Below are 25,952 nucleotides of genomic sequence, written 5' to 3' on the forward strand. Positions count from 1 at the left end.
CTATTCCTTTACACGGCCGGCAAGCTCGGCCTTCGCCTTTTTCATGATGTTCGCAAGACTGATGCTCGCATCTGCGGGAACTTTTCGAACATCAAACTTGATGCCCATATCAGCAAGCTCTTCCAAACAAGCAACGTCTGCCTCGTCCACGGCAACAGCGTTGGTAACAACAACCTTGCCGGTAGAATGAGCGATTGAGCCCAGATTGACTTCCTTGATCTCAACGCCGCCTTTCACAGCACGCAAAAGATCTTGGGGCGTCTCAAACAAGAGCATCGCTCGCGTTGCACCAAAGCGAGGATCTTTTGAGACAGCGATTAACTTATTGATAGGAATTACATGTGCGCGCACACCAGGAGGCGCGGCTTGCTCGATCATGGATTTACGCAGTTCGTCGTGGGCAACTGCGTCGGATACCACAATGATGCGATCCGGCTTGGTCATCTTTGTCCAGGTGGTGGCTACCTGTCCATGCAGCAAACGGGTATCAATACGGCAAAGGACGAATTTTATACGCCCCCCCCCGGCCACATTTTTCAGATCAGCAGCGGCGGGCTTTGCCCCTGTCGGCTGAGCTGCTTTGGTGTGATCGAGGGATTCTGGCTTAACACGTACGCCCTCACGACCAGTTGCTACCAGCTGAGAGGCAATATCGTGTGCAGACTTGCTTGCATCCATGCGAAGCGTGTACGCCTCAATCAGCATGGGCAAATTGACACCAGTCACAATTGCCCATGTGTCTTGATGTCCATCTAACACAGCAGAGGCCTGGTTAAACGGAGTTCCGCCCCAAAGATCTGCAAGGATTACAACGTTTTCAGGGTCTTCAAAGCCCTGAATCGTCCCTTCAATCTGAGCTCGGATATCATCCGGACCCATGTCTGGTGTGAGAGAACATGCCCCGACTGAGGGTTGGTCACCAAACACCATACTTCCCGCCTGCAATAAACCTGGAGCTAAATCTCCATGGCTTATTATGACGATACCAACCAATTGAACACCTACCTTTCGTTCATGCGAAGCGGCCACAAGGAACCGCTCGCCCCTCCTGAACCTCAAGACAACCAGGCATCACCCCACTTCCTGTCATGCCTGTGAACCGTAGGATCAAATGTTGACGATTGAATTTTTTCACGTATCGCCTTCGCTATTCTAATCCAAATAAACGCGAATGGACGGAATAAAAGCGCGATAATTTTATTTCGTGGGAAATCGCGCTCGGAATGATTGCGTTTCGGCGCGAGCGGCTGGAATAATGCGACCAGCGGTCAGATTCGATTCGGCATAAAAGAATGAAAAACGCGAACCGTAATGGGTTCGCGCGAACATTTGCGTGGTGTCGGAGGCGGGACTTGAACCCGCATGACCGCAAATAGGTCACTAGCACCTCAAGCTAGCGCGTCTGCCAATTCCGCCACTCCGACGTGGTTTCAGCAAGGAGAATACTACCCCAAATCATCCAGCAGGCGCAAGAGCTTTTTTACAGGTCTTTGATTAATGCGCATTCTCGCGCCCGTCAAGCAAGTTCGAGTCTCTGCATTTTCATCTTCTGCAACTCGCCGCACCTGCTCACGAGGACATGCCGCTACCGAGTTGGAATACCGTTCCCAGTTTTATTCCAGGACTTCCGAGCTTTTCTAAAACACATCGAAACAGGCTGAGCAAAGGTGCGATCCATACTATTGTCGCGTGCACTCCTTTGGCTGTATCTGGCACAAAACGGGTAGAGTCATGTGAGTCTGGCTATGGGGAAGGAACCAGCTCGTGAACTTTACAAGCGCACATAAGAAACAACAACGCAAGCGAAGAGCTTCGGTCGCGAAACGCACGCTGCAGCAATATTGGGGCGTCACCCGCCTTGAACTACCAATGTTTATTGCCTGCGTTACTACAACGCTTGGCTACGTTATCTTTCTTACCTTCGCAAACCCCCTTATTGTGGGCTCAATTGTAGATATGGTGAGTGAAGGCTCGATACCAGCCGATCAGGTACTCATACATTTTGGGCCGGCAATTCTGGCACTCATTGCAGCAAATATCCTGGGACAGGTTTCTAGCAAACTGCAAGACTATACCTGCCAACGCCTTGAGATTGCTGGCAGCTATACCTTGGGCTGCCGTGCCTTTGATGCCCTTTCTAACCAGTCGATGACCTTCCATACCGGCAGGTTTGGCGGTGCCCTGGTAAGCTCAACGCAAAAATACATTAGCGCCTATGCTCAGCTCATTCATGTATTTACGTATATGGCACTTCCCACCGCCGCCTCAGCCATTCTGACCGTAGCTATTCTGGCACCACTTGTTCCGGCCTATGCAGCCGTTGTGGCTGGAGTCATCCTCATCTATGTGCTCGTGGTTTGGCGGCTCTATCGCAAGATCTTACCGTATAACGCCGAAGCCAGTGCCGCACAGAATCGCCTTTCTGGTGAGCTATCAGACTCCATTACCAATATCTTGGCAGTTAAAACCTCAGGCCGCGAAGCCTATGAGCGCTCTATCTTTGACGATGCCAACCAGCAGGCGCGACGTGCAGACTCAGCTCGGATGCTTCGTACCGTAAAAACGGGAGCGGTAACCAGTTCAATGCTCGTGCTCATGATGGGCTTGGCAGCTGTATTCATCGCTGGCGGAAGCTCGTGGTTTGGCATCTCGGCAGGTACGCTTGTTATGATTTTTACCTACACAAACTCGCTGACCATGCGGATGAATATGCTGGCTCAAACCTTCCAGCAGATCAATCGTTCCTTTGGCGAGGCACACGATCTGACGGTTGCCTTAGATGAACCCCGCCTTGTTGCCGATGCCGTGGATGCCCCAGATCTCAGGGTCTTGCAAGGTGCAATTGAATTTTCTCATGTGGACTTCTCCTATGCGGACACAGGTGTTGGTGGAGCGGTGTTTTCTGACTTCTCGCTTTCCATCCCCGCAGGTCAGCACGTTGGTCTGGTGGGGCGTTCGGGCTCCGGCAAAACCACACTCACGACGCTCTTACTCCGCTTAGCCGATCTCTCTCATGGTGAAATTGCCATTGATGGCCAGGATATTTCTAGCGTGAATCAAGGGAGCTTGCGCAGGCAAATTGCCTATGTGCCCCAAGAACCTCTGCTCTTTCACAGAAGCATTCGAGAAAATATTGCCTATGGACGCCCAGATGCTACCGAAGCCGAGATTGTAGAAGCTGCTCGTAAAGCCAATGCACTCGATTTTATTGAAGCCTTGCCCCAAGGTTTTAACACCGAAGTTGGAGAGCGTGGCGTGCGCCTGTCTGGCGGCCAGCGCCAGCGTGTTGCCATTGCGCGCGCCATGCTTACCAACGCCCCGATCCTTGTGCTTGACGAGGCAACAAGCGCCCTGGACTCTGAAAGCGAGCGCCTCATTCAAGATGCCCTAACCGAGCTTATGCGCGGTCGCACCTCAATTGTGGTTGCCCACCGTCTCTCTACCGTGGCAGAGCTTGACCGAATCGTTGTCATCCGCGATGGAGTTGTTGTAGAAGATGGCAGCCATGCTGAACTCATTGAGCACGATGGCGAGTACCATGCGCTTTGGAGCCGCCAATCCGGTGCCTTCCTTGGCAGCGAGTAGGCAGGGTCAGACAAAGCGAGCGCGAATAGGTGATAGCACGGAAGGGCAGTTGGCAAGAGCAGACTGGAACACACAAGCATCAGCGGCAAGCAAGCGAAAGCGTATCCACAGGGATAAGCAAGCAGAAACGAGCATGTGGTAGCACGCATCCACCAGAAGCAAGCAAGAGCGAGCAGGCACCGGTGGCAAGCCTCGCGACCGGAAGTAGCGAATAAACAGGGACAAACAGGTACCAGCAAGTAGCAAGACCGCTACAAGAACAAGCCCCTGTTCGCCCCATGAGCCAGCTGGCTATAAAGCCTCATACCGCCTAGAGGTCGATATGCGTCTCCTTGATGGGGAACGGCTCGCTGAAGTGGCAGGCGCAGAAGTGCCCGGGTGAGGTCTCTTTAAACTCAGGAGCTTCCTTGGAGCAGATCTCTTGTGCGATCGGGCAGCGCGTATGGAAACGGCAGCCAGAAGGCGGATTGATTGGTGAGGGCGGATCTCCTGCCAGGATAATGCGGCGGCGATCACGCTGAATATCCGGATCCGGCACAGGAACTGCTGAGAGCAAGGACTGAGTATAGGGGTGGCTTGGCTGAGCATAGAGACGCTTCCAATCAGAAAGCTCCACCATCTTGCCCAGATACATCACCGCAACACGGTCTGAGATGTGCTGTACAACTGAGAGGTCATGGGCAATAAAGAGATAGGCCGTACCAAATCGCTCCTGCAGCTCCTTCAACAGGTTCAAAACCTGAGCCTGAATAGAAACGTCAAGGGCGGATACCGGCTCATCACAGATGATAAGTTTCGGGCGAAGCGAGAAAGCGCGAGCAATGCCCACACGCTGGCGCTGACCACCAGAGAACTCATGCGGGTAGCGATTGATGTGCTCAGGATTCAGACCAACCAAATCGAGGAGCTCACGAACGCGCTCCATCCGCTCCTCGCGGGTACCAATTTTGTGAATGGTCATGGGCTCAGAGACAATCTCGCCAATGGTCATACGCGGATTTAAGCTCGCATAGGGATCCTGGAAGATGAACTGCATCTCGCGGCGCATCGCCTTGAGATCTGCCTTGTTCATGGAAGCAACGTCGCGGCCCTCAAAAAAGACCTTGCCAGCCGTGGGCCGGTTGAGGCGCATGATGGTTCTGCCGGTTGTAGACTTGCCGCAGCCAGACTCACCAACCAAGCCAAAGGTCTCTCCCGGATAAATCTCAAACGAAACGTCTGAAACTGCCGAGACAACATTTTTAGAAAAACGCCCGCCAAAGACACCTGAACCAGCGGGAAACTCTTTGCTCAGATGCTCAACTTTGAGCAGCGCCTCTTGATGGTTTTTTGCCATGGCTACTCCTCAGCATCCTTAGTGGCAGACATATCCCCTACCGGCTCCCCAATTGCAATCTTGCCACGAGAGCGCGAGGTATCCGGTGCATTCTGAGCCGCAAAATCTGGATCGGCTGCAAAGTGGCAGGAAGCGTAGTGACCCTGGCCGCAGTCAACCTTCTCTGGCCGCGTGCTATGACAAATCTCTTTTGCATACGGGCAGCGCGGCGCAAAGGCACAACCTGCAGGCAGATTAACTAGTGAGGGCGGGTTGCCTGTAATGGGTGTGAGCGGCTTTTTCTCATCGATTGCCTGCTCAGGAATGGAGCGAATCAGACCCCAGGTATAGGGGTGGCGGCTCTCATAGAAAATCTCATCAGCCGTACCAAACTCAACAGGATGGCCGGCATACATGACCATGATCTTATCTGCCATATCGGCAACTACGCCCAAGTCATGGGTAATCATAACGATGGCGTTGCCGTTTTTGGCCTGCATCTCCTGCATGAGCTCAATGATCTGTGCCTGGATGGTTACGTCCAGAGCAGTTGTAGGCTCATCTGCAATAAGAATATCGGGGTCACACGCAAGCGCCATGGCAATCATCACGCGCTGGCGCATGCCGCCTGAGAACTGATGCGGATACTCATTCACACGCTTCTCAGGCTCCGGGATGCCTACGAGGTCAAGAAGCTTGATAGCTGCCTCTTGTGCCTCTTGCTTCGAATACCCACGATGCAAGCGCAAGCCCTCGCCCACCTGCTTACCAATCTTGTAGACCGGATTCAGTGAGGTCATGGGGTCTTGGAAGATCATGGCAATATCGTTGCCACGGACGTGCTGCATCTCTTCTTCAGACATATTGAGCAAGTCATGGCCACGATAGGTAACGCTGCCGCCCTCAATACGTCCAGGAGGCATAGGGATGAGCCCCATGATCGTCATAGCAGTAACCGACTTACCTGAGCCAGACTCGCCTACAACGCCTAAGGTCTCTCCACGATCAAGCGTGTAACTCACACCATCAACAGCATGCACGATGCCATCTTCGGTGTGAAAATACATCTTCAGGTCGTCTACCTCAAGCAGGTGATGGCCTTCAGGAACCGGCTGAGATTTCAGATCTACAAATGAGGTTTTCTTCTTAGTCATCTGGCCTTACGCATCCTTCATCTTCACGTCGAGGGCGTCGCGCAGGCCGTCACCGAGCAAGGTGAAGGCAAGCACCGTCGAGAGAATCGCCAAACCGGGCATGATCATGACCCAAGGAGCCGTCATCAAATAGACCTGACCGTCTTGAATCATTGAGCCCCAAGAAGGTGTTGGCGGAACAACGCCCATGCCCAAAAATGAAAGGGCGCTCTCGGTCAGAATGGCACCACCGATGTTCATGGTTGCATAGACCACAATTGAGGCCACCGAGTTAGGGAAGATATGGCGGGCGATAATGCGGGCATCTGAGGCACCCATGGCACGAGCCGCATCCACATAGTCATTCTCTTTAACCGTAAGAATTGCCGAGCGGAATACACGAGCAATTGCCGGCCAGCCCAAAATACCAATGGCGATAAAGACGTTCGTCAGCGAGCGGCCAATAACTGCAATCATTGAGACCACGAACAAGACATACGGAAACGCCAAGAAGATATCGGCGGAGCGCATGATAATCGTGTCCCAAATACCACCGTAAAAGCCAGCAAGTGCGCCCAAGATCAGCCCGATCACGGTGGAGATGGCCGTTGCCATAATACCGACCATGAGCGAGACGCGGGCACCATAGATCACGCGAACCAAAATATCGCGGCCAAGTGAGTCAGTACCAAAGGGATGCGCCGCATCGGGAGCTAAGAGCGAATTTTCTGCCAGCGTGGTGGAGTCTGAAGCGATGGGCGAACCAAGCCAGTCCTGAGCCCAAAAATCTGCCGTTACGGCTACCAGAACAACAAAGACGATCCAAAGAACTGCTGCGATGGCCAGCTTATTGCGGCGCATGCGCTTGAAGGCGTCACCCCAAAGCGTACGGCTTTCTGCCGGAGCCGAGCTGGCACGATCCTCCTTTGTCTGATCCGTCCCAGTTGTGGGTTCCAGATTCGAATCCATGGTTGAGCTTCCTCCCCCGGTCTTAATTCGATTTGTTCGAGCCGTCATAGCGAATCCTTGGATCAAGGAAGGCATAGCTGATATCAACCAGCAAATTTACGACCATGACAACAACGATGATCAGCGTGACACCACCCATAACAATGGGCCAGTCGCGCTGAGTAATGGCGCGGAAGATCTCATACCCAACACCTGGCCAGTTAAATACGGTCTCGGTGAGAATTGCGCCAGACATCATGCCGCCAAAATCAACACCAATATAGGTAACGACCGGAATGAGGGCGTTTTTGAGGGCATGCTTCCAAATGATGGCGCGATTAGAAAGACCCTTGGCCTTAGCCGTACGGATATAGTCTTGGTTCATAACATCCAACAGCTGAGAGCGCATGATACGCGCTGCATAGGCTGTGGATACCGAAGCCAAGGTGACGGCGGGAAGAATGTAGTGCATCCAGTCTTGGAACTGTGAAGCTGAGCTACCAGCACCAGAAATTGGCATGACCTGTAGCATCACACCAAAGACCAGCTGCAAGATCATGCCCAACCAAAATGCAGGAACAGCAACAAGAACTGAGGTAGAAAGCGTAACTAAGACGTCCCAGAATGAGTAGCGCTTCACGGCAGAAATAATACCGGCACCAATACCCATGATGGCCTCAAGCACAATGGCGCAGACCGCGAGCTTCAGTGTATAGGGATATTTTTGTGCGAAGATATCTGCGACCGGGAGTTTGCGCTGATACGAGGTACCCAGGTCTCCTTTAAGCAGGCCGCCCATATATGCGACATAACGCTCGGGAAGACCGGTAGGTACAGGCTTGCCCTGCTCATCAAGGATCGGTCTGCCCTCGCTATCAGATTTAACGAGGTTATATTTGATCCTGAGCTGAAGCTCCGTCTCCGGCGGCAATGCCTTCTCTCCACCGATCAATTTGATCGGATCACCCGGCACAATATTTTGGAGCGCAAACAAAATAAGTGTAACGCCCAAAAAGACCGGAATGAACTGGAGCACACGCTTAACGATGTACTTACCCATTCTTCTCCCCTATCGAAGGGATACAGTCTAGACGGGATGCCCACGGTTTGCGGGCATCCCGTCTATGCGAAGCTACAGTATAACCGACGCAAGCATGGCCTGCGAGGCAAACGCCATTTAGGCGCTCATCTCAGCTCCAGCCATATCGCAGAGCTTCTGCGGATCGATGTAAAGATGCTTCACGCGATCAGAGCCAACGAGCTTATGCGAGTAGAACATAAGCGGGATGACCGGGAAGTCTTCAGCGATGAGATCGTCAGCTTTGTGCATCGTCTCAATGCGCTTCTTCGGATCGATAACCGTACGAGCCTCATCAATCAGCTTGTCGACCTCGGGGTTGCTGTAGTTAGACTTGTTGTCTCCACCAATGGAGGCAGAGTGGAACAGCGGGAAGAGGAAGTTGTCCATGATGGGATAGTCTGCGATCCAGCCCAGACGGCCAAACTCAAAGTTGCCAGCCTGATACTGGGAAAGCAGGGCAGACCACTCGGGCGTATCAGACTTAACGGTAATACCTACCTTGTCCAAGTCACCAATGACGGACTCCATGATCTCCTTATGGCCACCATCCTGGTTGTAAGACAGCGTGACCGTGATACCACGGGAGCTACCATTCATGGGAGCAACCTTGTTCAGATACTCATTAGCCTTGTCTACATCGTAGGTGGCATGCTTCCAAGCGCCCTTGCGGTAGCCATCAATGCCCGGCGGGATAATGCCGTCTGCCGGGGTGCGGCTACCCTTGAAGAGGGTCTCACAAATGGCGGCGCGGTTAATGGCATAGGAAATACCCTTGCGCAGATCTGCATTGTTGAAGGGCTCCTTGGCGGTATTGCACACCAGATAATAGGTGGAAGGCTCAGCACCGAGCACCATGTGCTGACCTTCAGACATAGTGTAGCCGTCCTTGGACTCGCCGCGATCCTCCTTAGCAGCAGTGATCTGGGCGGTTGGCACGTCGCAGACGTCCAAGTTACCAGCCTGGAACTCCTTGTAGGCGGTCTCTACGTCTTTGATGATGGCAAAGTGAATGCCATCGATCTTGGCCTTCTCGCCATAATAATCATCAAAGCGGACGAGATTGATCTGCTGGCCGTCTTCCCACTGGCCATCAATCTTGAAAGGACCGTTGCCAATCGGGGCAAGGTAGAAGTTCTTTGCATCTTTCTCAGCAGCGGCAGGAACCGGAGCTAAAGCCGGATGGCTGCAAACATAGGGGAAGTCTGCGTAGGCAGAAGCGAGCTTTACCTTCAAAGTGTGCTCGTCTACAGCCTCAACACCTGAGAAATCATCAGTCTCGCCCTTGGAGAGCGCCTCATAGCCCTCAACCATAGCAAGGTGGTAGGATATCTCACTCGGGGCATAAGCCGTAGCCACAGCGGACTTGGGATTGACCAGACGCACAAAGCTGCGCTTAAAGTCCTCTGCCGTTACCGGCTCACCGTTGTGGAACTTAGCGCCAGCAACCAGATGGAAGGTGAACTCAGTTGCGGTGTCGTTGGCCTCCCACTTCTCTGCAGCAAGACCCACAAGCTTGTTCTCGTTGTAATCATAGGTGGTTAAGGCATCAAACATCTGGTACTCAACCTGGGTGCCCTGATCCTCTTGAACATTGTACGGATCAATGCACTTGGGATTGTTGATGTAGTAGTTGAGCGTACCGCCCGACGCTGCAGCACTGCCGCCACCAGCTGCCGGTGCTCCCTTCTTGCCGCACGCAGCAAGGAGCGCCAGGGTACCCGCAGCAAGCGAGCCGCCGACGAATGAACGACGGGAAATCTTGGTCTCAGCCATACCATCCTCCTTCATATACATGTGCACGGGAAAAAGCCAAAACGACTCCAATTCCCGTCACATCGCCATCGGAAGGCCGGGGCTGAATCCGCCTCCCCAAGCGATGATACGCGCTATACCATAACTCACTTTATGAAGGTAGGGCTTTAGATTTCGGCCAAACGCAGATGAAACCCGTAGTTTGACCGCAGTTTGTGCACATAATGGGTCGAAGGTAAAAAAATCCTACATGTATGCATGTGCGACGGGTGCAAAAAAGCGATGAGCCCCGCACTGGAACTCATCGCTGAAATACATTTGTAACAATAGCTCACACTCGCACGCCACGACCTGCGCACGTACCGCAAACAGTGCTGCTGAGCTTAGAGGCCTACGATTCCCTGGGGGAAGAAGAACATGCAAAGTACCACGCACGCGGCGAAGATCACCGACATGATCACCGTGAGCTTGTCGAGATTTTGCTCCATAACACCGGTAGCAGCACTTGCGTTATACAGCGAGCTTGCAATCATGTCTGATACACCGGTGCCCTTACCCGAGTGCATAAGCACCAGTGCAATTAAGGCGAGGGCAGAAATTGCCCACACAACGAGAATGAGATACTGAAACGGTCCCACACGAACTCCTTTTATATGTGCGGATTCGAACAGCGGACTAGTATAGACTAGCCCGCTCACTTCGAAAAGCACCAAGCAAAACCTTAGGCTCCCGCCTTCATAACCATTGCAGAGAAGTCCTCGGCAGAAAGCGAAGCTCCGCCTACCAAGGCTCCATCTACATCGGGCTTAGCCACAAGCTCAGCAATATTGCCGGGTTTAGCAGAGCCACCATACAAAACGCGGATGCCATCGGCCATCTCTTGTCCAAAGATTTCGGCGAGCTGCGAGCGTACTGCAGCGCAAACCTCTTGGGCATCTTCGGCAGTAGCCGTCTTGCCCGTACCAATTGCCCAGATGGGCTCATAAGCAACGACGAGCTGATCAGGAGAGGTGAGCTCAAGACCCTCCAAGCCAGCCTTTACCTGAGCGCAGACATAGTCTACATAGGTACCATCCTCGCGGATCGACTCAGGCTCGCCGCAGCAAAAAATGGGAACAATGCCACCAGCAACAAGGGCGCGAGCCTTGCGATTCTGATCCTCATCAGTCTCATGGAAGTACTCGCGACGCTCGGAGTGGCCAATGATGCAGTACGCTACCGGCAAAGAAGCCAGCATGGGCACGGAGGTCTCTCCGGTGTATGCACCCGAAAGCTCCCAGTGCACATTTTGAGCGCCGAGCTTAATGGGGCTTGCAAGAATGCCGCCATGGCAACCCACATATTTCAGATCAATCGTGGGCGGGCAAACCAGTGCCTCAACACCTTCTGGGATCTCAGGAAGAGCCGCGACGAGCTCAGAGGCGAGCTTGGCTCCCTCAGCAAGATCCTTATTCATCTTCCAGTTACCTGCGATGAGCAGGGTGCGCTTACTCTGCGTCATTTAAAGCCTCCACTCCAGGAAGGGGCTTGCCCTCAACGAGCTGCATGGACGCGCCACCACCCGTTGAGATGAACGTCATTTTATCTGCCAAGCCAAACTTGTTCACAGCAGCAACGGAGTCTCCGCCGCCGATAACCGAATCGCAATCAGGATTTGCAGCAATGGCCTCGGCTACCGAGCGGGTGCCATGAGAGAACTTCTCCATCTCAAACACGCCGGTAGGACCGTTCCAAAACACCGTCTTTGCACCTGCAATCGCATCGGCAAAGAGTTTCTCGGTCTCAGGTCCGATGTCGAGTCCTTGCCAGCCGTCCTCAATCTCTCCGGTCTTGGCAATCTTGGTATTGGCATCCTCAACAAAGGCATCTGCCACCACATTGTCTACCGGCAAGAGGAATTCAACCCCGTTTTTCTTTGCCTTATCGAGCATCTCCAAGGCGCGATCTTGCCAATCGTCCTCACAAAGTGAGTCACCAATGCGGCCGCCCTGAGCCTTAGCAAAGGTGTAGGCCATACCGCCACCCACGATGACCGTATTGGCGGTATCAAGCAAGCGATCGATAACACCAATCTTGTCTGAGACTTTGGACCCACCAAGAATGGCAACGAAGGGACGACGCGGATCTGCAAACAGACCTGAGAGCGTCGAGACTTCCTTCTCAAGCAAGAAGCCAGCAACGGCCGGAATATGCTCGGCAGGGCCTACGACTGAGCCCTGGGCACGGTGAGCCGTACCAAAGGCATCGAGCACAAAGATGTCTCCGTAGGAAGCCAAAATCTTGGCAATCTCGGGGTCATTTTTCTTCTCGCGCTTATCAAAGCGAACGTTCTCAAGCACCAAAACCTGACCAGGCTTGAGTGACTGAACGGCAGCAGCAGCACGCTCACCATAGGTATCGTCTACAAAGGTGACGTCAAGCCCAGAAAGCTCAGCGAGCTTTTGAGCAACCGGAGCGAGGCTAAACGCAGGCTCAGGACCGTCGCCCTTAGGACGCCCAAGGTGGCTCATGAGAATCACGGCAGCGTTGTGCTCAACGAGGTATGAAATCGTTGGTAGTGCTGCCTCAATGCGGGTCGTATCTCCCACTTTGCCATCGGCAACGGGCACGTTAAAGTCAACACGGACAAGTACTCGCTTGCCCTCGACTTGAACGTCGCGAACAGTCTTCTTAGAAAATGCCATGGAACTTTCCTTTCTGTGAGAAAGAGAGAAAAGGGGCGCAGCCGGGCTTTCTACCATACGGCCGCGCCCCCTTCCGAACGCTCAACGGACGATATGCGTCCGGGCACACGTCATTTAGGCGACGAACTTCTCGAAGTACTTGATGGTACGAACCATCTGAGAGGTGTAGGAGTTCTCGTTGTCATACCAAGCAACAACCTGCACCAGGCTCTGGCCGTTACCGAGATCCTGAACCTGAGTCTGGGTAGCGTCAAAGATGGAGCCGTGGGTTTCGCCTACGATATCGCGAGAAACAATCTCGTCCTCGTTGTATGCATAGGTCTCAGAGATAGTAGCTGCATAGGCCTTCATTGCAGCGTTGACCTCATCGACGGTCACGGTCTTATCAACCACAGCGTAGAGGTTGGTGAGCGAGCCGGTGGGCGTCGGGACACGCTGGGCAGCACCGATGAGCTTGCCGTTCAGCTCAGGCAAAACAAGACCGATGGCCTTAGCAGCACCAGTGGAGTTAGGAACAATGTTCTCGGAAGCGGCGCGGCTACGACGCTTATTGCCCTTGCGCTGAGGGCCATCCAGCGTCATCTGATCGCCAGTGAAGGCGTGAATGGTGGTCATGATGCCCGAGACGATGGGAGCAAAATCATTCAAGCCCTTGGCAAGCGGAGCCAAGCAGTTGGTGGTGCAGGAAGCGGCGGAAATGATGTGATCATCGGCCGTTAAGGTCTCGTGATTCACGTTGTACACAATGGTGGGCAGATCATTGCCAGCAGGAGCGGAGATAACGACCTTCTTCGCACCAGCGTCGATATGAGCCTGAGCCTTGGCCTTGGAGGTGTAGAAACCAGTGCACTCGAGCACAACGTCTACGTCAAGCTCGCCCCACGGCAGGTTGGAAGCGTCTGCCTCCTTGTAGATCTTAATGGCCTTACCATCAACCACGATGGAGTCCTCAGTAGCAGAAATCTCGTGGTCGCGAGAATAGTTGCCCTGAGTTGAATCGTACTTGAGGAGGTAAGCGAGCATGTCGGGCGAGGTGAGGTCGTTAATAGCGACGATCTCGGAACCCTCATGGCCGAACATCTGACGGAAGGCCAGACGGCCAATACGTCCGAAACCATTAATCGCAACCTTGACTGCCATATTAGTCTCCTTTCGTCGGACTCCGCGACGAACTCCTCTGTCCGAGGCTCAGAGCCCGCAAAACCAACTAAGGTGAATATACCTTGTTTCAGCCATCCTAATCGCCACATCTGACCATTCTTGAGAAAACCAGTACATTGAAGCGCTTACAATTCTGCAGCTCATAGATGCTATGAAACGTTTCATGGCGTGCGCGCCAAGCGAAACCGTTGTTTGGTTGATCGTGAGGTGTATGAGGGAGCCGCCGCTCTCGGCTCACCCATGGGCTCACAGCTCTCGCGAGACCTACGATGGATTGGTCTCTATGGGATCGAAGCATGTGCGCTTGAGGCTCAGCAGGTACGAGAAGCCTGTGCTCGATTACTCGTAAGGCGCACGGGGACACCGCTACCATGGGTTCGCAAATCATGCGAAAGCTATGCTCGGTTGATCCCTTCCCGATCAGCAAGACGCTCAAGCCTCAATACTCGATGATAGAGCGCTGATTTAGAAAGCGGTGGATGAGCAAGCACCCCTAAATCTCGCAGCGATACATCGGGGTGCGCCTCTCGAAGTGCGCAAAACTCCTCAAGTGCTGCTGGTAAATCTCCTCGCAGCCCCGCTCGTGTAATCTGGCGTATGAGCTCCAACTGATCTCGAGCAGCCACGGCAGATCTCCCCTGATTGGCAAGTTCTGCATTCACACGGCGGTTCACATCGTTTTTAACCGACTTCACCGCACGTGCATCATCTATCTCGGCAACCGAGCGCTGCGCTCCCACTGCCTCAAGCAGGCCTCTAATCTCATGCGCGCTTTTGATATAGACCGCAAAACTACCTCGCCGCGCATTCACCCGAGCATGCACGCCCAACGGCGCAATGAGCTCAATTAAAGCACGAGCCAAGGCCTCACTTTGCACTGCGATCTCAAGATGAAAATCCCCTTTTGGATCGGCAACAAAGCCGCCCGCAATGAGGGCGCCGCGAATATAAGCAAGCCGGCAGCACTCACGAGCCACAATATGGTGAGGAATCCCAGACACCAAAGCACCTGAGCGATCAAGAATGCCCAAGAGTACCAAGGCCTTTTTAAGCGAGGGTTGATCGGGAAGCGTAATGAGGTAGTTTCGTACCTTGTGCAAAACCGATCGGCGAACCGTAAACTCGGTCTTTAGCTTGAGAATCCGGTGCGTAAGACCAATCATGGTACGTGCCACCGCGCCCGTCTCAGTAGCTACTGAGAGACTAAAACAATCCGGGCCAGTAATTGAAAGGGTGCCGCATACCCGCGTCAGTGCTGCAAGCGTTGCAAGATCGCAATACTCGCACGCAGGTTCGCTCCGGGCAAGCTCGTCTCTTACCTCTGCGCTGAAGGACATGTGTCCATCACCTCACGCAGAGCCGCAGCAAGCTCGTTCGTATCATGGGCAGTACACGCATGCTCATCAGCTAGATCCCGCACCATAATGTGGGGGATGCGCTGGGAGAGCCGCTTTTCTGCGGCGGGTGTGAGCTCTACATCCAAGAAGCGCTCAGCGCGGGGATCTTGCATAACAAAGTACGGGCGGGCTTTGCAATCGCGCCGATGAAAGAGCGCCGTGTCAAGGAGCTCCAGAAAACCCGCCTGCTCAAGCGCGTCAATATACGCTTCGGCATCCATGCCTTCAGTCTCCCCGGGAACATCGGCCTTGGGGCAAATAAAGAGCCGACGAGCCTTAGTTTTTGCAAGCGCTTCGGCAATACCAGGCACCAGCAGGTTTGGAAGAAGCGAGGTAAAAAGCGAGCCCGGTCCCATAACAATGAGATCTGCCGCCAAAATCGCTCGAACTGCTGGCTCATAGGCCAAAGGCTCCGCTACCGCTTTTTGTGCAAGCGAACTTGGATCCGCTACCACTTGTTTCGCGCGTGAGCCTGGATCCGTTACAGCTTGCTGCGCGAGCGAACCTGGATCCGTTGCAGCTTGCTGTGCGCGTGAGCCTGAGCCCGCTGCAGTTCCTTCCTGAGGTGTCTGATCAGTCGTTTTGAAAGCAGACTCAAGCCAAATCCGATCCAGCCTTCCCGATCCATATGAAAGCATTGCCTGACCAGCAACCTCTTCTCCGGCAATCGTCGTACCCCGAAGCGAAATGGGATCCAAAGTTGAGGGCAATACATTTCCTACGCAGCCTAAAAGCTGCGCACAGCACCCAATGGCAGCAGGAAAGCTGTCGCCCTCCCCTACCAGGGCAGCAATCATGAGGTTTCCCATGGCATGGTTGTTCAGATAATCAAAGCGATGCTCAAAAGCGCGGGCAAGCGAGCCTTCTGGCTCTGCCGCAAGCGCCGTTAAACACTTGCGCAAATCACCCGGAGGCAGCATTCCTTCGCGCTCGCGCAAAATGCCTGAAGAGCGCCCATCATCACCCATGGCCACAATGGCATCAATATCAAGGGGGTACCCGGTGCGTCTAAGGGCACGGAGCAATGCCGGCTGACCTGTTCCCCCTCCAAGGGAAACAACGCGAAACGCCGGGTTTTGTGTTGCGACATCCATCTTAGGAAGGTAGACCCGCACGGGGCAGATCGCGGTGTGAAATGCCGACGTGATACTGATGGCGCTCAAGATAGCGAGCCGTTGCCTCAGCAATTGCAACTGAGCGGTGCTGGCCTCCCGTGCATCCAATACCAATGGAGAGCTGGGGCTTTCCTTCCGCAATATAGCCAGGCATCACCGCATCAAGCAGGCGAAACCACGCATCCAAAAAGTCTTTTGTCTTGGGGTGCTCAAGCACAAAGGTAGACACGCGCTCATCAAGACCCGTCAGCGGCCGCATTTCTGGGTCATAAAATGGATTGGGCAAGAAACGCACGTCGATCATGAGATCTGCCTCAACGGGCATACCGTGCTTAAAGCCAAAGGAAAAGACATGTACATCCATAAGCTCTTGGTCACTCAGCTCTGAGAATGCATTCCGTAAGCGCGTTCTAAGGGCTGAGGTGCGAAGCCTACTCGTATCAATCACCATATCGGCGCGCTCTTTGACACTTCTGAGCTGGACACGCTCGCGCTGAATCGCATCGGCTGTGGTCTCACTATTGCCCGCCAAAGGATGCCGGCGACGGTTCTCGCTATACCGGCGGATCAAAACCTCATCAGAGGCTTCCAAAAAGACAATGCGACAAGACAGCTCATGTTCCTCAAGGCTCTTTATGACATCGAGCAACTCGTCGAACAGGCCCTGGCTTCTGAGATCGCAGGTTACTGCCAAGTGGCGACCAATGCCGGAATTGATTCCGATGACGCCCGCCAACTGCAAGATCAAGCGCGGCGGCAAATTATCAATACAAAAATAGCCCATGTCCTCAAAGACATGCATGGCTTGGGTTCTGCCCGAGCCAGACATGCCAGTGATGATCACGATATCAGGGGCGTTACCGGTAGCCTCCGAAATAGTGAGAGGCTTGCTCGGAATAACTGGCATATGACCTCCTCGGCCGTGGCGGATGAGCTTCAGTATACCCTGATGCTACGCATGCGGCAGAGAAGCCGGTGATCACGGGGTGAGAGCCCCTTCTTGCCGAGTGGCTCGAACCGGCAAAGATACGAAAGAGCTGAACGGTCAAACAGGTACTCGCTGCTAAACCGTCCAGCTCTTCTAGGCGCTCATTAAGGCTATCGAGCGATCGCCGCTCAAATCGCCCAGCTCTCTTAGGCTTGCTTCAAGGCTAACGGGCGATCGCCGCTCAAACCGTCCAGCTCTTTCAGACTTACCTCAAGGTTATCCAAACGCCTCAGTGATACTCACTCAAAGGGTACAAGCGCCTACCGTGCACCACCTCACTGCATGGCCTCTGCAAACCAGCTGGTAATTGAGGTTGGGTGCGTAATGGCCGTTCCCACCACAACTGCCCAGGCACCGGCTGCATGCGCTTGACGCGCATCTTCTGCCGTATGCACGCGACCCTCACAAATGACAGGAACATCTGGAAAAACCGAGGTTGCGCGGCGGAGAAGTTCTAGATCTGGACCGTCTGCCATCGTGCAGTCCGTTGCAGCAACTCCGTGGCTCAAGGTTGTTGAGACAAGATCAAAGCCCAAATCTACCGCCGCTTCAATGTCTTCAAAGGTCATGCAATCGGCCATCGCGAAGGCTCCCGCCTCTTTGATTGCATCTAAGGTTTCGCACAACGGCCTGCCATCAGGGCGCGGACGCCCGGTCGCATCAACGGCAACAATATCGGCACCAGCATGTACGCAGGCAAGGGCGTGGCGACGAGTTGGCGTAATGTACACGCCCTCGTGACCGTCTTTCCAAAGGCCAATCACCGGAACCTCGACCCTGCCCTTAATAGCAGCAATATCGGCAAGACCCTGGCAACGAATAGCCGCAGCGCCACCGAGCTCGCATGCACGCGACATGGCTGCCATAATCTCAGGGGTTCGGAGTGGCTCGCCTGGGTATGCCTGCACGCTTACGATCAGCTTTCCTTTGAGCTCCTCAATTAATGCATGTGGCATAGCACCCATCCCTTCTCAAACAGCTCATACGCTGCCGCTCTACTCTTCAATTCCAAGCTCGTCCAATATCGCACTCTTATACAGAATAGCCTTGGCTCCAAAGACGGCCTGGATACCTCCATCCACGTCTATCACCCCAGCTGCGCCGAGCTTCATCAACAAATCGCGATCCACCTTACTGGAATCATGAACGCCCACACGCAGGCGCGTAATGCAGGCATCAACATCCTCGATATTTTCCGGTCCACCAAGCGCTGTAATGATCACACGCGCATCTTCTACGAGATTGCTTGCAGCGTTAGGAACAGCCACTGGCGTGGTATCCGTATCGTCATCAGCATCGCGACCAGGGGTCTTTACGTTGAACTTGGAAACCAAGAAACGGAATGAGAAGTAATAGAGACACGACCACGCTGCACCAAATGGAATCTGCAGCAGCCAATTTGTCTTAGCATTGCCCTGTAAGACGCCAAAGAGCAAGAAGTCGATCATGCCGCCAGAGAAGGTATTACCAATGCGGATCTTTAAGAGATCAGCAATGAGGAACGAAACGCCATCAAAGAAGGCGTGCAGGACATACAGTGGCGGGCAGACAAAGAGGAACATGTACTCAAGCGGCTCGGTAATACCGGTCAAAAACGACGTTGCCGCTACGCCAAAGAAAAGACCTGCATACTTGCTTCGACGCTCCTTTGGAATGCAGTGATACATCGCCAACGCCGCACCAGGCAGACCAAACATCATGGTTGAGAAACGACCGGCAAAAAAGCGCGTGCCCTCAGTGAACAGACCGGTGTGCGCAGGATCAGCCAGCTGAGCAAAGAAGATCTTCTGAGCGCCAACTACCTGCTCGCCAACAACGGTTGCAATGCCGCCGAGCTCGGTATACCAAAACATGGGATAAATCATGTGATGCAGGCCAACTGCTCCAGAAAGCCTCATCAAGAAGCCGTAGAAGAAGGTTCCGATCACGCCAGCAGCAGAGATTGCCTCACCGGCTGCAACAAGCAGCTGCTGGAAGGGTGGCCAGATGAGATAGAAGACGGCACCGACAAAAATACCGGCAATGCTGGTAACAATCGGCACAAAACGCGAGCCACCGAAGAAGCCCAAAACCTGAGGCAGCTGGATATTCCGATACCGATTATGAAGCGCTACCGCAATCAGGCCCATCACCAAAGCGCCCACAACGCCGGTATCAATCGCCGCGCCCTCGGGATTGAAAATTGAAAGCAAGGTTGCTGACGAGGTATTCATAACCAAATAGCCCGTCACACCAGCAAGAGCTGCTACACCCTTATCGCGCTGGGCCAGCCCAATGCAAAGACCAATGCAGAGCAACATGGCCAAATTGGAGAACACCACGCCTCCGGCGGCGCTCATCACTTTAAAGATGGCTTGAAGCCAAGACACCGCAAGCGCTGGATACGCTGCAATGGTGCCTTCTGAGCTCAAGGCACCACCGATGCCGAGCAACAGACCTGCTGCTGGCAAAATGGCGATCGGGAGCATAAAGGCCTTCCCGACCTTTTGCAGATACTTAAACACGATCTCTCCTTTCACATACCTTTCCTAAACTTGACGCTGACTGCGCGGGCGATCAACGAAGCTGCTCGGGGTTTGGATCCTCGTCGCGGGTGATCGGCGAAGCTGCTCGGGTTATGGATCCCCTCGTGATCCTCGTCACGCCGCGCACGGAGGCCGCTTGGCTACGGATCCCCCTCGCGACGCGCACTGAGACCACCCGATCGTAAGCGCTCAATATGCATGGCGAGATACATCCGCTCAGTTGGTGGAACAACCTCGTTATGCTCACACTCCACAAACTCAGCTACTGCCTCAGCACAGGCCGCAGCGTCCCTGTATTCATGCTGCACCATGGCGATGAGGCGGCGGTCTTCTGGCAAGGGCGCCGAATCACAAGACGCACCGCCCACGACGCGCTGGGCAAAGAAGCGCAAATGAACCATGAAACGATAGTATGCGAGCGACTCCCGGTCGAGTTCAATTTCGAGCATCTCGCTCACGATCGAAACTGCGCGGTGTACGATTCGCGCCATCTCAGCAGTGCCTTCCATACCCACACCCGTGCCAGCATTCACAAAATGCAAAGCAATAAAGGCAGCCTCATCAGCCGGCAAGCTCACGTCAAAGATACGCTCAAGAAACGCGCGCGCGGTTTGTGCGCATTCGAACTCCTCGGGATACACCATCCCGATTTCGAAGGTGAGGTGGTTGGTAACCATAATGCCTGACTGGGCACGCTCAACTGCAAAGTGAATATGGTCTGCTAAGGCCAGATAGATGCCATCATCAAGCTCATGGCCAAGACGCAGGCGGGCGTGATCCACAATATCGCGAGCCGCATCAAAGTATTCCTCAGGCACCAGCGGTGCCAAATCAACGAGCCTGCGCGAAAGCTCAGGCACATGCTGGGTAAAGAGGCGCTCAACCTTTTCTGGATCAATCTCATCGCCAAACCGCCGACCAAAGGCAATGCCTTTTCCCATAGCAATGCAGTCTCTGCCCGCCTCATCGACAGCAAGAGCAAAGTTGTTGTTGAGCACCTTGACGATCGTTAGCACGAAATAGCTCCAAGCACTGAAAACGGACGGGCAACACGGAAAGCGGGTAGAGCCCAACTTTCGGTGTCGCCCATAACCGGTAACGATCCTCATCAAGTTGTAATGTGATTGTAAAAAGCAAGAGCTACTGCGTCAAGCTGCACACCGCTCAAAGGTAGTGGCGCGTCGCTGAGCGTGACAGGTTTGCGATGCGTGCCGCGCTGATCGCAGGTAGCGCTTGGTCGCTAAATGTGGGTCGATTTGTAGCGGTGACGAGTGGCTGAACGCACACTAGGTTTCGATGCTGCATGCCGATCACTGACTGCGTTCGGTCACTGGGCGGGGGTTGCCTGAGACACCAGACCGAGCGAGCAACTCCCCTCTATTAGCACTTGCCACTTATGAGAATCGCACCAACATGCTCACCGAGCCAAACTCACAGCAAATGGATCCCATAACACCCCTTTTCAAGGTGATAGGGGGGTTAGTATTAGTACATTTATTACCCGTTAGGCACAGATTTGACGCGAAGTGCGGGCAAACATGCTCCTAACGACACCAAAGTGCACGCTCGAAGAGGTCGGCGTAGATCTCTTCGGTGCTGTCCTCGCTTTGCTGCGGAGGCACCTGCGAGATCTCGCCGACCCTCATTCCTTCTCAGCTAGATCACATACGCCGTACAGCTGAAGCATGCAGATCTAGCGACTCTACATATCGACAAGCATTTCCACTGCGAAGAGCTATGCCTCATCCTCTGCAGCGCGAGAACGGCTATAAATCATGTTCATCGAGAGCGCGAAGATGACCATTGCCCCAAGAACAATAGCTCCACCGATCATGAAAACGTTCACGTACGTAGAAGCTAAGCCCGCCGGAGTTCCAAATAGACTGCCCCCCGACATCGCTCCATTTGCCATCATCTGCCCGAATAAGGCAACGCCAACAGAGCCAGTAATTGCCTGCAACAAATCATTAAAGCCTAGTGCGCGGCCCGATTCTTCAGCGCTCACCGTCAAGGTTGCAGTATCAACTATCGGCTGGTAGAAGAAGGAGGTGCCAAAATAGTAGAGACACGGAGCCACGCCCAACGCCCAAATTTCACCATGCTGTATACAAAACGCAACTAAGATCAAACCAAGACCCATGCATGAGAGCGCGAGAATCACCGATGCTTTGCGCCCAATCCTTCGAATGATTGGACCAGCACCAAATCCCATAACTGCGGCAAGAATGATTGACCACACTAGCAGATTAGATACTTGAGAGGAATCCAACCCAAATACGTTCATTCCAATATTGTTGATGCCCGCATTGAGTGTGTAACTAAAGAAGTACCCGACGAAGATCACGACCATGGTCATGGCAAAGGCAGGGTTTGTAAGCATCTTCGGAGTAATGAAAGGATTGCTCGCTTTATTGATGTAGACAATAAATGCAATGAGCGTTACACCACATGCAACGAGCCAGAACGTTGACATGTCGGTAAAGTACATAGTTACAGATGCTGCAAAAAGACCAATCAGCGTAAACCCGATGCCATCAATGGTTGCCCCCGCAGCATGATCATCTGGAAGATTCTTTGCAAGGATCGGAATAAAAGGTGCGGCGACAAGACCAATTGCGAAAAGAAGCCGCCAATCGATCAAGGTCATATAGCCAGCAAGGAAGACTCCGAGCGCTGCTGCAAATCTAAAGACTGCAACAAAAATGCCATACCAAATTACGCGATCTCGCTTCGCAATATATTTAGAAACCAACACCAAAAAGATTGAACCAGAAACTTGCCATCCAGCTGACTGAATCACACGAGCCGCGATTACAATCCAGATACTCAAATGTCCCAAAAGACCTAAGGCTGAGCCAGCAACGAAAACTATCGTTCCAAGTGTAAGCATCTTCTTGAGGGATAGGAAGTCGCCGAGCGAGCCGTAAATCACGCATACGATACCAAGGACAATGCCGGGTATCGAAGTGATGAGTGGTGCCAAGCCAGGCTCCCCCAGCTGCTCACCAATATTGACATAAATCATGCCAAACGCTTGCAGCATAAGAACGCCAAGCGTAAATATAACCAACACGATGGGCACCGCAACTTTCGCCATCTTGTTGTATTTCAACCATTCTTCAGTCCCTTCTTCTGGGACTGGAACGCCATTCTGGCGCGTAATAGTTGCGTCAGACATCAGAACTCCTTTAGCTTGCTAGGGATAAACAGGATCAATTCATAAACATGCTCGAATCTTTTTGCAGCGTGGTGGTCCAGTTTTTGTAGATGGGGCATTTACTCCCCGATGTTTAGAAATTAAGAGATTCATTCGTCATCCCCCAAAAGACTTACCTAAAAGGAAGCAGTCCATTTTTTTGATTCAACAAGCGCCTCTCTTGTACGTTCTGTTTAGCTGAGATCAGCTCCTTGAGCAGACTGGAGGTAAATGTGTTTGCATGCTTCGCGATTGAGGCGACGCACTGCTCCAATTGCCTGATCTGAACCCTCAAATGGAATAGCGTCGAGCATCTCTTCGATTCGATCAGTCCTCACACCAAGCTCTTTCATAGAGCAAGGCATACCAAGGGTTCGAAAGAAATTAACCGTTTGAACAATTGCAGCTTGGGAGCAAGAGGTTTCATTGTTATCGCATACGTTGAAAACTTTTTCTGCAAAGCGAGCAAAGCGCGCGGTATTCGCTGATCTCGCAGCAACCATCCAAGCCGGCATGATTGCTGAAATCGTTTGCCCGTGCACACAGTCATATAGTGCACTCAGCTCATTTGCCAATAGGTGAGTTGACCAATCCTGTTCTCTTCCAACGCCAAGCGTACCGTTTTGGGCGATGGTAGATATCCACATAATTTCAGATCTCATTGCAAGATCTTCTGGATGATTAGCAAGAGTCTTACCTGCATAAACAATGGACTTCAGGACGCCTTCGCACATACGATCAATAACACCGAATTCAGCACTTTCGTTAAAATAGCGCTCGCAAACATGCGAGAAAATGTCCACAATCCCATTCGCAGTCTGAGCTATCGGAACGGTACATGTAAGCCCAGGATCCATCAATGCTACTGCCGGACGCATGATTGGATGACTAACGAGTAGCTTACTTTTTGTCTTATCATCGCTTAATACAGCCACTTGACTTGATTCGCTACCAGCTGCCGGAATAGTAACAACTGCGACTACTGGCAATGTGTGCCTCGGAACAGCGGCACCACGAAAGTAATCCCAAACATCACATTCAGAGGCAGCGCCAAGCGCAATCGCTTTAGCAGAATCAATTGCAGAGCCTCCACCAACTGCAACCACCACGTCAATATGCTGATCGCGAGCCTGCCTTATTCCTTCCCGAACAAGCGATAGTCTTGGATTTGCCTGAACACCATCGAACTCAAAAACCTCTATGCTAGCTGAATCGAGGATCTTACGAATCTCTTGCAGCAGAGGAATCAGATAGTCCCCCTCTCCGTAATGGAGCATGATCCGCCGAGCGCCTAATGACTCAAGCTCTTCGCCAATCCGTTGCAAAGCACCTAAACCAAATACAAACCGAGTACCAATCTGTAATTCAAAACTATTCAACACCTTTCCCACCTCCTAAAAGAAGCTGTGTAAGCTCTTGAACACTTGTTGCTATGAGATGAGGCTTTGCAGCAATAAGATCACACGGATCTCCATCGCCATATGTCACTGCAATACTTCTAATTCCAGCAAAATGTGCAGCGTCAATATCAGACGCCGAATCACCTACAACTATTGAGCTATCTTTTTTTACACCCATCCCATCAATAACAGTTAAAAAGAGCTCACCCTTCGGGATGTACTCCTCTGGCGTTTTCTCTGCAGAAACCCAGCCATCAAAGAAAGACCCCCATTGCTTCAGCATAAGAATTCGCTCTAAAGCAGTTAAAGGCTTATTTGTCACGATATAGCTTTTCTGATGCCTCAGCTTTAGCTCTGCCAGCAGTACTTCCATCCCGCCATACAGGATCGTTTTCGGAAAGTCGCTGAGTTCACGATAGTGATGACTCACATCGGCTTCAAAAGACAACACATCTCGTTCTGCTAAATCAGGGATTAGAAGCTTCGCTATCGTTGCTACAGGCAAAGCAAGATATTCTGCACTCTGCATAAACACATCCGGGATCTCTGTTCCCTTTTGCTTTGCCGCAAAAGACAACGAGCCCCAAACATCCTCAGCGGTGTTTGCCACTGTGCCATCAAAATCCCAGATCACCAAGTCGAAACTCGAGGCGAACTGTGAACACGTGCTATGTAGGCTATCTATTCTCATTAGTTATAAGCGGCAAGCGTTGAATACAGTAGATCCATAAAGCGCTTAAAGTCGAGCTCAAGAGCACCATCAGCATTTGCTGCAGATCCTCTCAGGGACATCTGAGCCTGACGTTCAATTTCAACCTTTGGATCGACACCTCTGAGGTGGCGATAGTCACACACAGTCATGCCGCGCGTTAGCGATCCATGTAGTTCAACGTCAATATGCATAGGAGCTGAGACAATAAGGCTTGGCTCAATGATCCACGCGGCTGCACAAGCATCATGCATGCAGGCAATTGGAGGCTCTCCTGCTTTTATATCCTGTTCAATAAAGAAGTCGGTTAACTCAGCTGCCAGCACTGCAGCATGCGTCCCGATTTTTCGGAACTGCTCAACATGCTCCAAACCAATACAGCACTGTCTCGTTACATTAATACCGGTCATTTTAATGTGGGCACCGCTGTTAAACACTCTACTAGCAGCCTCTGGGTCAACATAAATATTGAACTCAGCTGCCGGAGTCCAATTTCCAAACGTAACAGAACCGCCCATAATGCAAATTTCTTTAACTCGCTCTGCCACCTGGGGCTCTCTATTTATTGCCGCTGCAATATTCGTTAATGGCCCTGTTGCAATAAGAGTTACATCATCGGTGTTCATCACGGTATCAACAATGAAGTCGACTCCATGCATCGTTGAAGCGACATGTGTGGCTTCAGGAAATATCGGCCCATCAAGTCCCGTCTCACCATGAAAATTGGGTGCTGTTACCAGCGGTGCAACCATAGGACAACTATGCCCGGGATACACCCCAATCGCATCAGCTTTTCCTATTGCCTCAAGAACATGAATGGCATTTCTCGTTACATTTTCTAAAGAGCAGTTCCCACCGATTGTCGTAATACCGAGCACATCTAAATGTTGAGCTACAAGCATAATTGCAAACGCATCATCATGACCTGGATCACAATCGAGAATGACTTTCTTCTTCTCCATA

General features: G+C 52.6%; 21 protein-coding genes and 1 tRNA gene. 1 reads left to right on the top strand and 21 read right to left on the bottom strand.

All coding sequences use genetic code 11. The features are described from left to right. Together K6V98_RS01455 and K6V98_RS01460 are read right to left on the bottom strand one after the other, a co-directional pair. A complete protein-coding gene (locus K6V98_RS01455) occupies positions 1-993 on the bottom strand; it encodes a PTS sugar transporter subunit IIB (RefSeq protein ID WP_222199010.1) in 993 nt (330 codons plus the stop codon). 341 nt (positions 994-1,334) lie between these two features. Then, positions 1,335-1,424: transfer RNA gene (locus K6V98_RS01460), tRNA-Leu, on the bottom strand. A gap of 340 nt (positions 1,425-1,764) precedes the next feature. Between K6V98_RS01460 and K6V98_RS01465 the strand changes: the two genes are divergently transcribed. Then, positions 1,765-3,585 carry an ABC transporter ATP-binding protein gene (locus K6V98_RS01465; protein WP_371734496.1) on the top strand — a complete coding sequence of 607 codons (1,821 nt, stop codon included), beginning with the start codon at positions 1,765-1,767 and terminating at the stop codon, positions 3,583-3,585. 310 nt (positions 3,586-3,895) lie between these two features. Here the strand turns inward: K6V98_RS01465 and K6V98_RS01470 are convergent, their stop codons facing one another. The 19 genes from K6V98_RS01470 to K6V98_RS01560 form a co-directional block, all read right to left on the bottom strand. Continuing rightward, complete coding sequence (locus K6V98_RS01470; protein WP_222198745.1) at positions 3,896-4,921, bottom strand: ABC transporter ATP-binding protein; 1,026 nt, start codon at positions 4,919-4,921, stop codon at positions 3,896-3,898. Between the two features lie 2 nt (positions 4,922-4,923). Further along, positions 4,924-6,054, bottom strand: a complete 1,131-nt coding sequence (locus tag K6V98_RS01475; RefSeq protein WP_222198746.1) for an ABC transporter ATP-binding protein — start codon at positions 6,052-6,054, stop codon at positions 4,924-4,926. A gap of 6 nt (positions 6,055-6,060) precedes the next feature. Beyond that, positions 6,061-7,002, bottom strand: a complete 942-nt coding sequence (locus K6V98_RS01480) for an ABC transporter permease (RefSeq protein ID WP_222199012.1) — start codon at positions 7,000-7,002, stop codon at positions 6,061-6,063. A 22-nt stretch (positions 7,003-7,024) separates the two neighbouring features. After that, complete coding sequence (locus K6V98_RS01485; protein ID WP_222198747.1) at positions 7,025-8,041, bottom strand: ABC transporter permease; 1,017 nt, start codon at positions 8,039-8,041, stop codon at positions 7,025-7,027. A gap of 117 nt (positions 8,042-8,158) precedes the next feature. After that, positions 8,159-9,835: a peptide ABC transporter substrate-binding protein gene (locus K6V98_RS01490; RefSeq protein WP_222198748.1), complete on the bottom strand. Its 1,677-nt coding sequence runs from the start codon at positions 9,833-9,835 to the stop codon at positions 8,159-8,161. 362 nt (positions 9,836-10,197) lie between these two features. Then, positions 10,198-10,452, bottom strand: coding sequence for a preprotein translocase subunit SecG (gene secG, locus K6V98_RS01495; RefSeq protein WP_222198749.1), 255 nt, complete (start codon positions 10,450-10,452; stop codon positions 10,198-10,200). 83 nt (positions 10,453-10,535) lie between these two features. Next, complete coding sequence (gene tpiA / locus K6V98_RS01500) at positions 10,536-11,315, bottom strand: triose-phosphate isomerase (RefSeq protein ID WP_222198750.1); 780 nt, start codon at positions 11,313-11,315, stop codon at positions 10,536-10,538. Continuing rightward, positions 11,302-12,498, bottom strand: coding sequence for a phosphoglycerate kinase (locus K6V98_RS01505; RefSeq protein WP_222198751.1), 1,197 nt, complete (start codon positions 12,496-12,498; stop codon positions 11,302-11,304). Before K6V98_RS01505 ends, tpiA begins: the two co-directional genes overlap by 14 nt. Positions 12,499-12,612: 114 nt before the next feature. After that, the gene (gene gap, locus K6V98_RS01510; protein ID WP_222198752.1) at positions 12,613-13,638 is read right to left on the bottom strand and encodes a type I glyceraldehyde-3-phosphate dehydrogenase; all 1,026 of its coding nucleotides are present in this window, start codon (positions 13,636-13,638) and stop codon (positions 12,613-12,615) included. Between the two features lie 416 nt (positions 13,639-14,054). Continuing rightward, complete coding sequence (gene whiA / locus K6V98_RS01515; RefSeq protein WP_222198753.1) at positions 14,055-14,996, bottom strand: DNA-binding protein WhiA; 942 nt, start codon at positions 14,994-14,996, stop codon at positions 14,055-14,057. Further along, positions 14,975-16,150: a gluconeogenesis factor YvcK family protein gene (locus K6V98_RS01520; RefSeq protein ID WP_222198754.1), complete on the bottom strand. Its 1,176-nt coding sequence runs from the start codon at positions 16,148-16,150 to the stop codon at positions 14,975-14,977. Before K6V98_RS01520 ends, whiA begins: the two co-directional genes overlap by 22 nt. A 1-nt stretch (position 16,151) precedes the next feature. After that, positions 16,152-17,078 carry an RNase adapter RapZ gene (gene rapZ / locus K6V98_RS01525; RefSeq protein WP_222198756.1) on the bottom strand — a complete coding sequence of 309 codons (927 nt, stop codon included), beginning with the start codon at positions 17,076-17,078 and terminating at the stop codon, positions 16,152-16,154. A 356-nt stretch (positions 17,079-17,434) separates the two neighbouring features. Continuing rightward, positions 17,435-18,115, bottom strand: a complete 681-nt coding sequence (locus K6V98_RS01530; protein ID WP_222198757.1) for an N-acetylmannosamine-6-phosphate 2-epimerase — start codon at positions 18,113-18,115, stop codon at positions 17,435-17,437. Between the two features lie 39 nt (positions 18,116-18,154). Then, positions 18,155-19,663 carry a PTS transporter subunit EIIC gene (locus K6V98_RS01535; protein WP_222198758.1) on the bottom strand — a complete coding sequence of 503 codons (1,509 nt, stop codon included), beginning with the start codon at positions 19,661-19,663 and terminating at the stop codon, positions 18,155-18,157. A gap of 161 nt (positions 19,664-19,824) precedes the next feature. Beyond that, entirely contained in the window at positions 19,825-20,700 is an 876-nt protein-coding gene (locus tag K6V98_RS01540) for a PRD domain-containing protein (protein ID WP_222198760.1), read from the bottom strand. Positions 20,701-21,419: 719 nt separating this feature from the next. Continuing rightward, positions 21,420-22,862: an MFS transporter gene (locus K6V98_RS01545; RefSeq protein WP_222198762.1), complete on the bottom strand. Its 1,443-nt coding sequence runs from the start codon at positions 22,860-22,862 to the stop codon at positions 21,420-21,422. Positions 22,863-23,074: 212 nt separating this feature from the next. Further along, the gene (locus K6V98_RS01550) at positions 23,075-24,262 is read right to left on the bottom strand and encodes an iron-containing alcohol dehydrogenase (protein ID WP_222198763.1); all 1,188 of its coding nucleotides are present in this window, start codon (positions 24,260-24,262) and stop codon (positions 23,075-23,077) included. Continuing rightward, on the bottom strand, positions 24,252-24,971 hold the full coding sequence (locus K6V98_RS01555; protein WP_306792656.1) for an HAD family hydrolase: 720 nt from the start codon (positions 24,969-24,971) through the stop codon (positions 24,252-24,254). Before K6V98_RS01555 ends, K6V98_RS01550 begins: the two co-directional genes overlap by 11 nt. Continuing rightward, positions 24,971-25,951 (bottom strand): nucleoside hydrolase, encoded by a 981-nt coding sequence (locus K6V98_RS01560; RefSeq protein WP_222198766.1) that lies wholly within the window; start codon positions 25,949-25,951, stop codon positions 24,971-24,973. The genes K6V98_RS01555 and K6V98_RS01560 overlap by 1 nt, the downstream gene beginning before the upstream one ends. Position 25,952 lies beyond the last annotated feature (1 nt).

This window comes from Collinsella ureilytica (genome assembly GCF_019795105.1).
In the GTDB taxonomy this organism is placed as follows: domain Bacteria; phylum Actinomycetota; class Coriobacteriia; order Coriobacteriales; family Coriobacteriaceae; genus Collinsella; species Collinsella ureilytica.

Excerpts from the sequence above, each read along its gene's own strand:
- K6V98_RS01470 (WP_222198745.1), bottom strand. The coding sequence starts at position 4,921 with ATGGCAAAAAACCATCAAGAGGCGCTGCTCAAAGTTGAGCATCTGAGC.
- K6V98_RS01475 (WP_222198746.1), bottom strand. The coding sequence starts at position 6,054 with ATGACTAAGAAGAAAACCTCATTTGTAGATCTGAAATCTCAGCCGGTT.
- K6V98_RS01480 (WP_222199012.1), bottom strand. The coding sequence starts at position 7,002 with ATGGATTCGAATCTGGAACCCACAACTGGGACGGATCAGACAAAGGAG.
- K6V98_RS01485 (WP_222198747.1), bottom strand. The coding sequence starts at position 8,041 with ATGGGTAAGTACATCGTTAAGCGTGTGCTCCAGTTCATTCCGGTCTTT.
- K6V98_RS01490 (WP_222198748.1), bottom strand. The coding sequence starts at position 9,835 with ATGGCTGAGACCAAGATTTCCCGTCGTTCATTCGTCGGCGGCTCGCTT.
- tpiA (WP_222198750.1), bottom strand. The coding sequence starts at position 11,315 with ATGACGCAGAGTAAGCGCACCCTGCTCATCGCAGGTAACTGGAAGATG.
- K6V98_RS01505 (WP_222198751.1), bottom strand. The coding sequence starts at position 12,498 with ATGGCATTTTCTAAGAAGACTGTTCGCGACGTTCAAGTCGAGGGCAAG.
- gap (WP_222198752.1), bottom strand. The coding sequence starts at position 13,638 with ATGGCAGTCAAGGTTGCGATTAATGGTTTCGGACGTATTGGCCGTCTG.
- whiA (WP_222198753.1), bottom strand. The coding sequence starts at position 14,996 with ATGTCCTTCAGCGCAGAGGTAAGAGACGAGCTTGCCCGGAGCGAACCT.
- K6V98_RS01520 (WP_222198754.1), bottom strand. The coding sequence starts at position 16,150 with ATGGATGTCGCAACACAAAACCCGGCGTTTCGCGTTGTTTCCCTTGGA.
- rapZ (WP_222198756.1), bottom strand. The coding sequence starts at position 17,078 with ATGCCAGTTATTCCGAGCAAGCCTCTCACTATTTCGGAGGCTACCGGT.
- K6V98_RS01530 (WP_222198757.1), bottom strand. The coding sequence starts at position 18,115 with ATGCCACATGCATTAATTGAGGAGCTCAAAGGAAAGCTGATCGTAAGC.
- K6V98_RS01545 (WP_222198762.1), bottom strand. The coding sequence starts at position 22,862 with ATGTCTGACGCAACTATTACGCGCCAGAATGGCGTTCCAGTCCCAGAA.
- K6V98_RS01555 (WP_306792656.1), bottom strand. The coding sequence starts at position 24,971 with ATGAGAATAGATAGCCTACATAGCACGTGTTCACAGTTCGCCTCGAGT.
- K6V98_RS01560 (WP_222198766.1), bottom strand. The coding sequence starts at position 25,951 with ATGGAGAAGAAGAAAGTCATTCTCGATTGTGATCCAGGTCATGATGAT.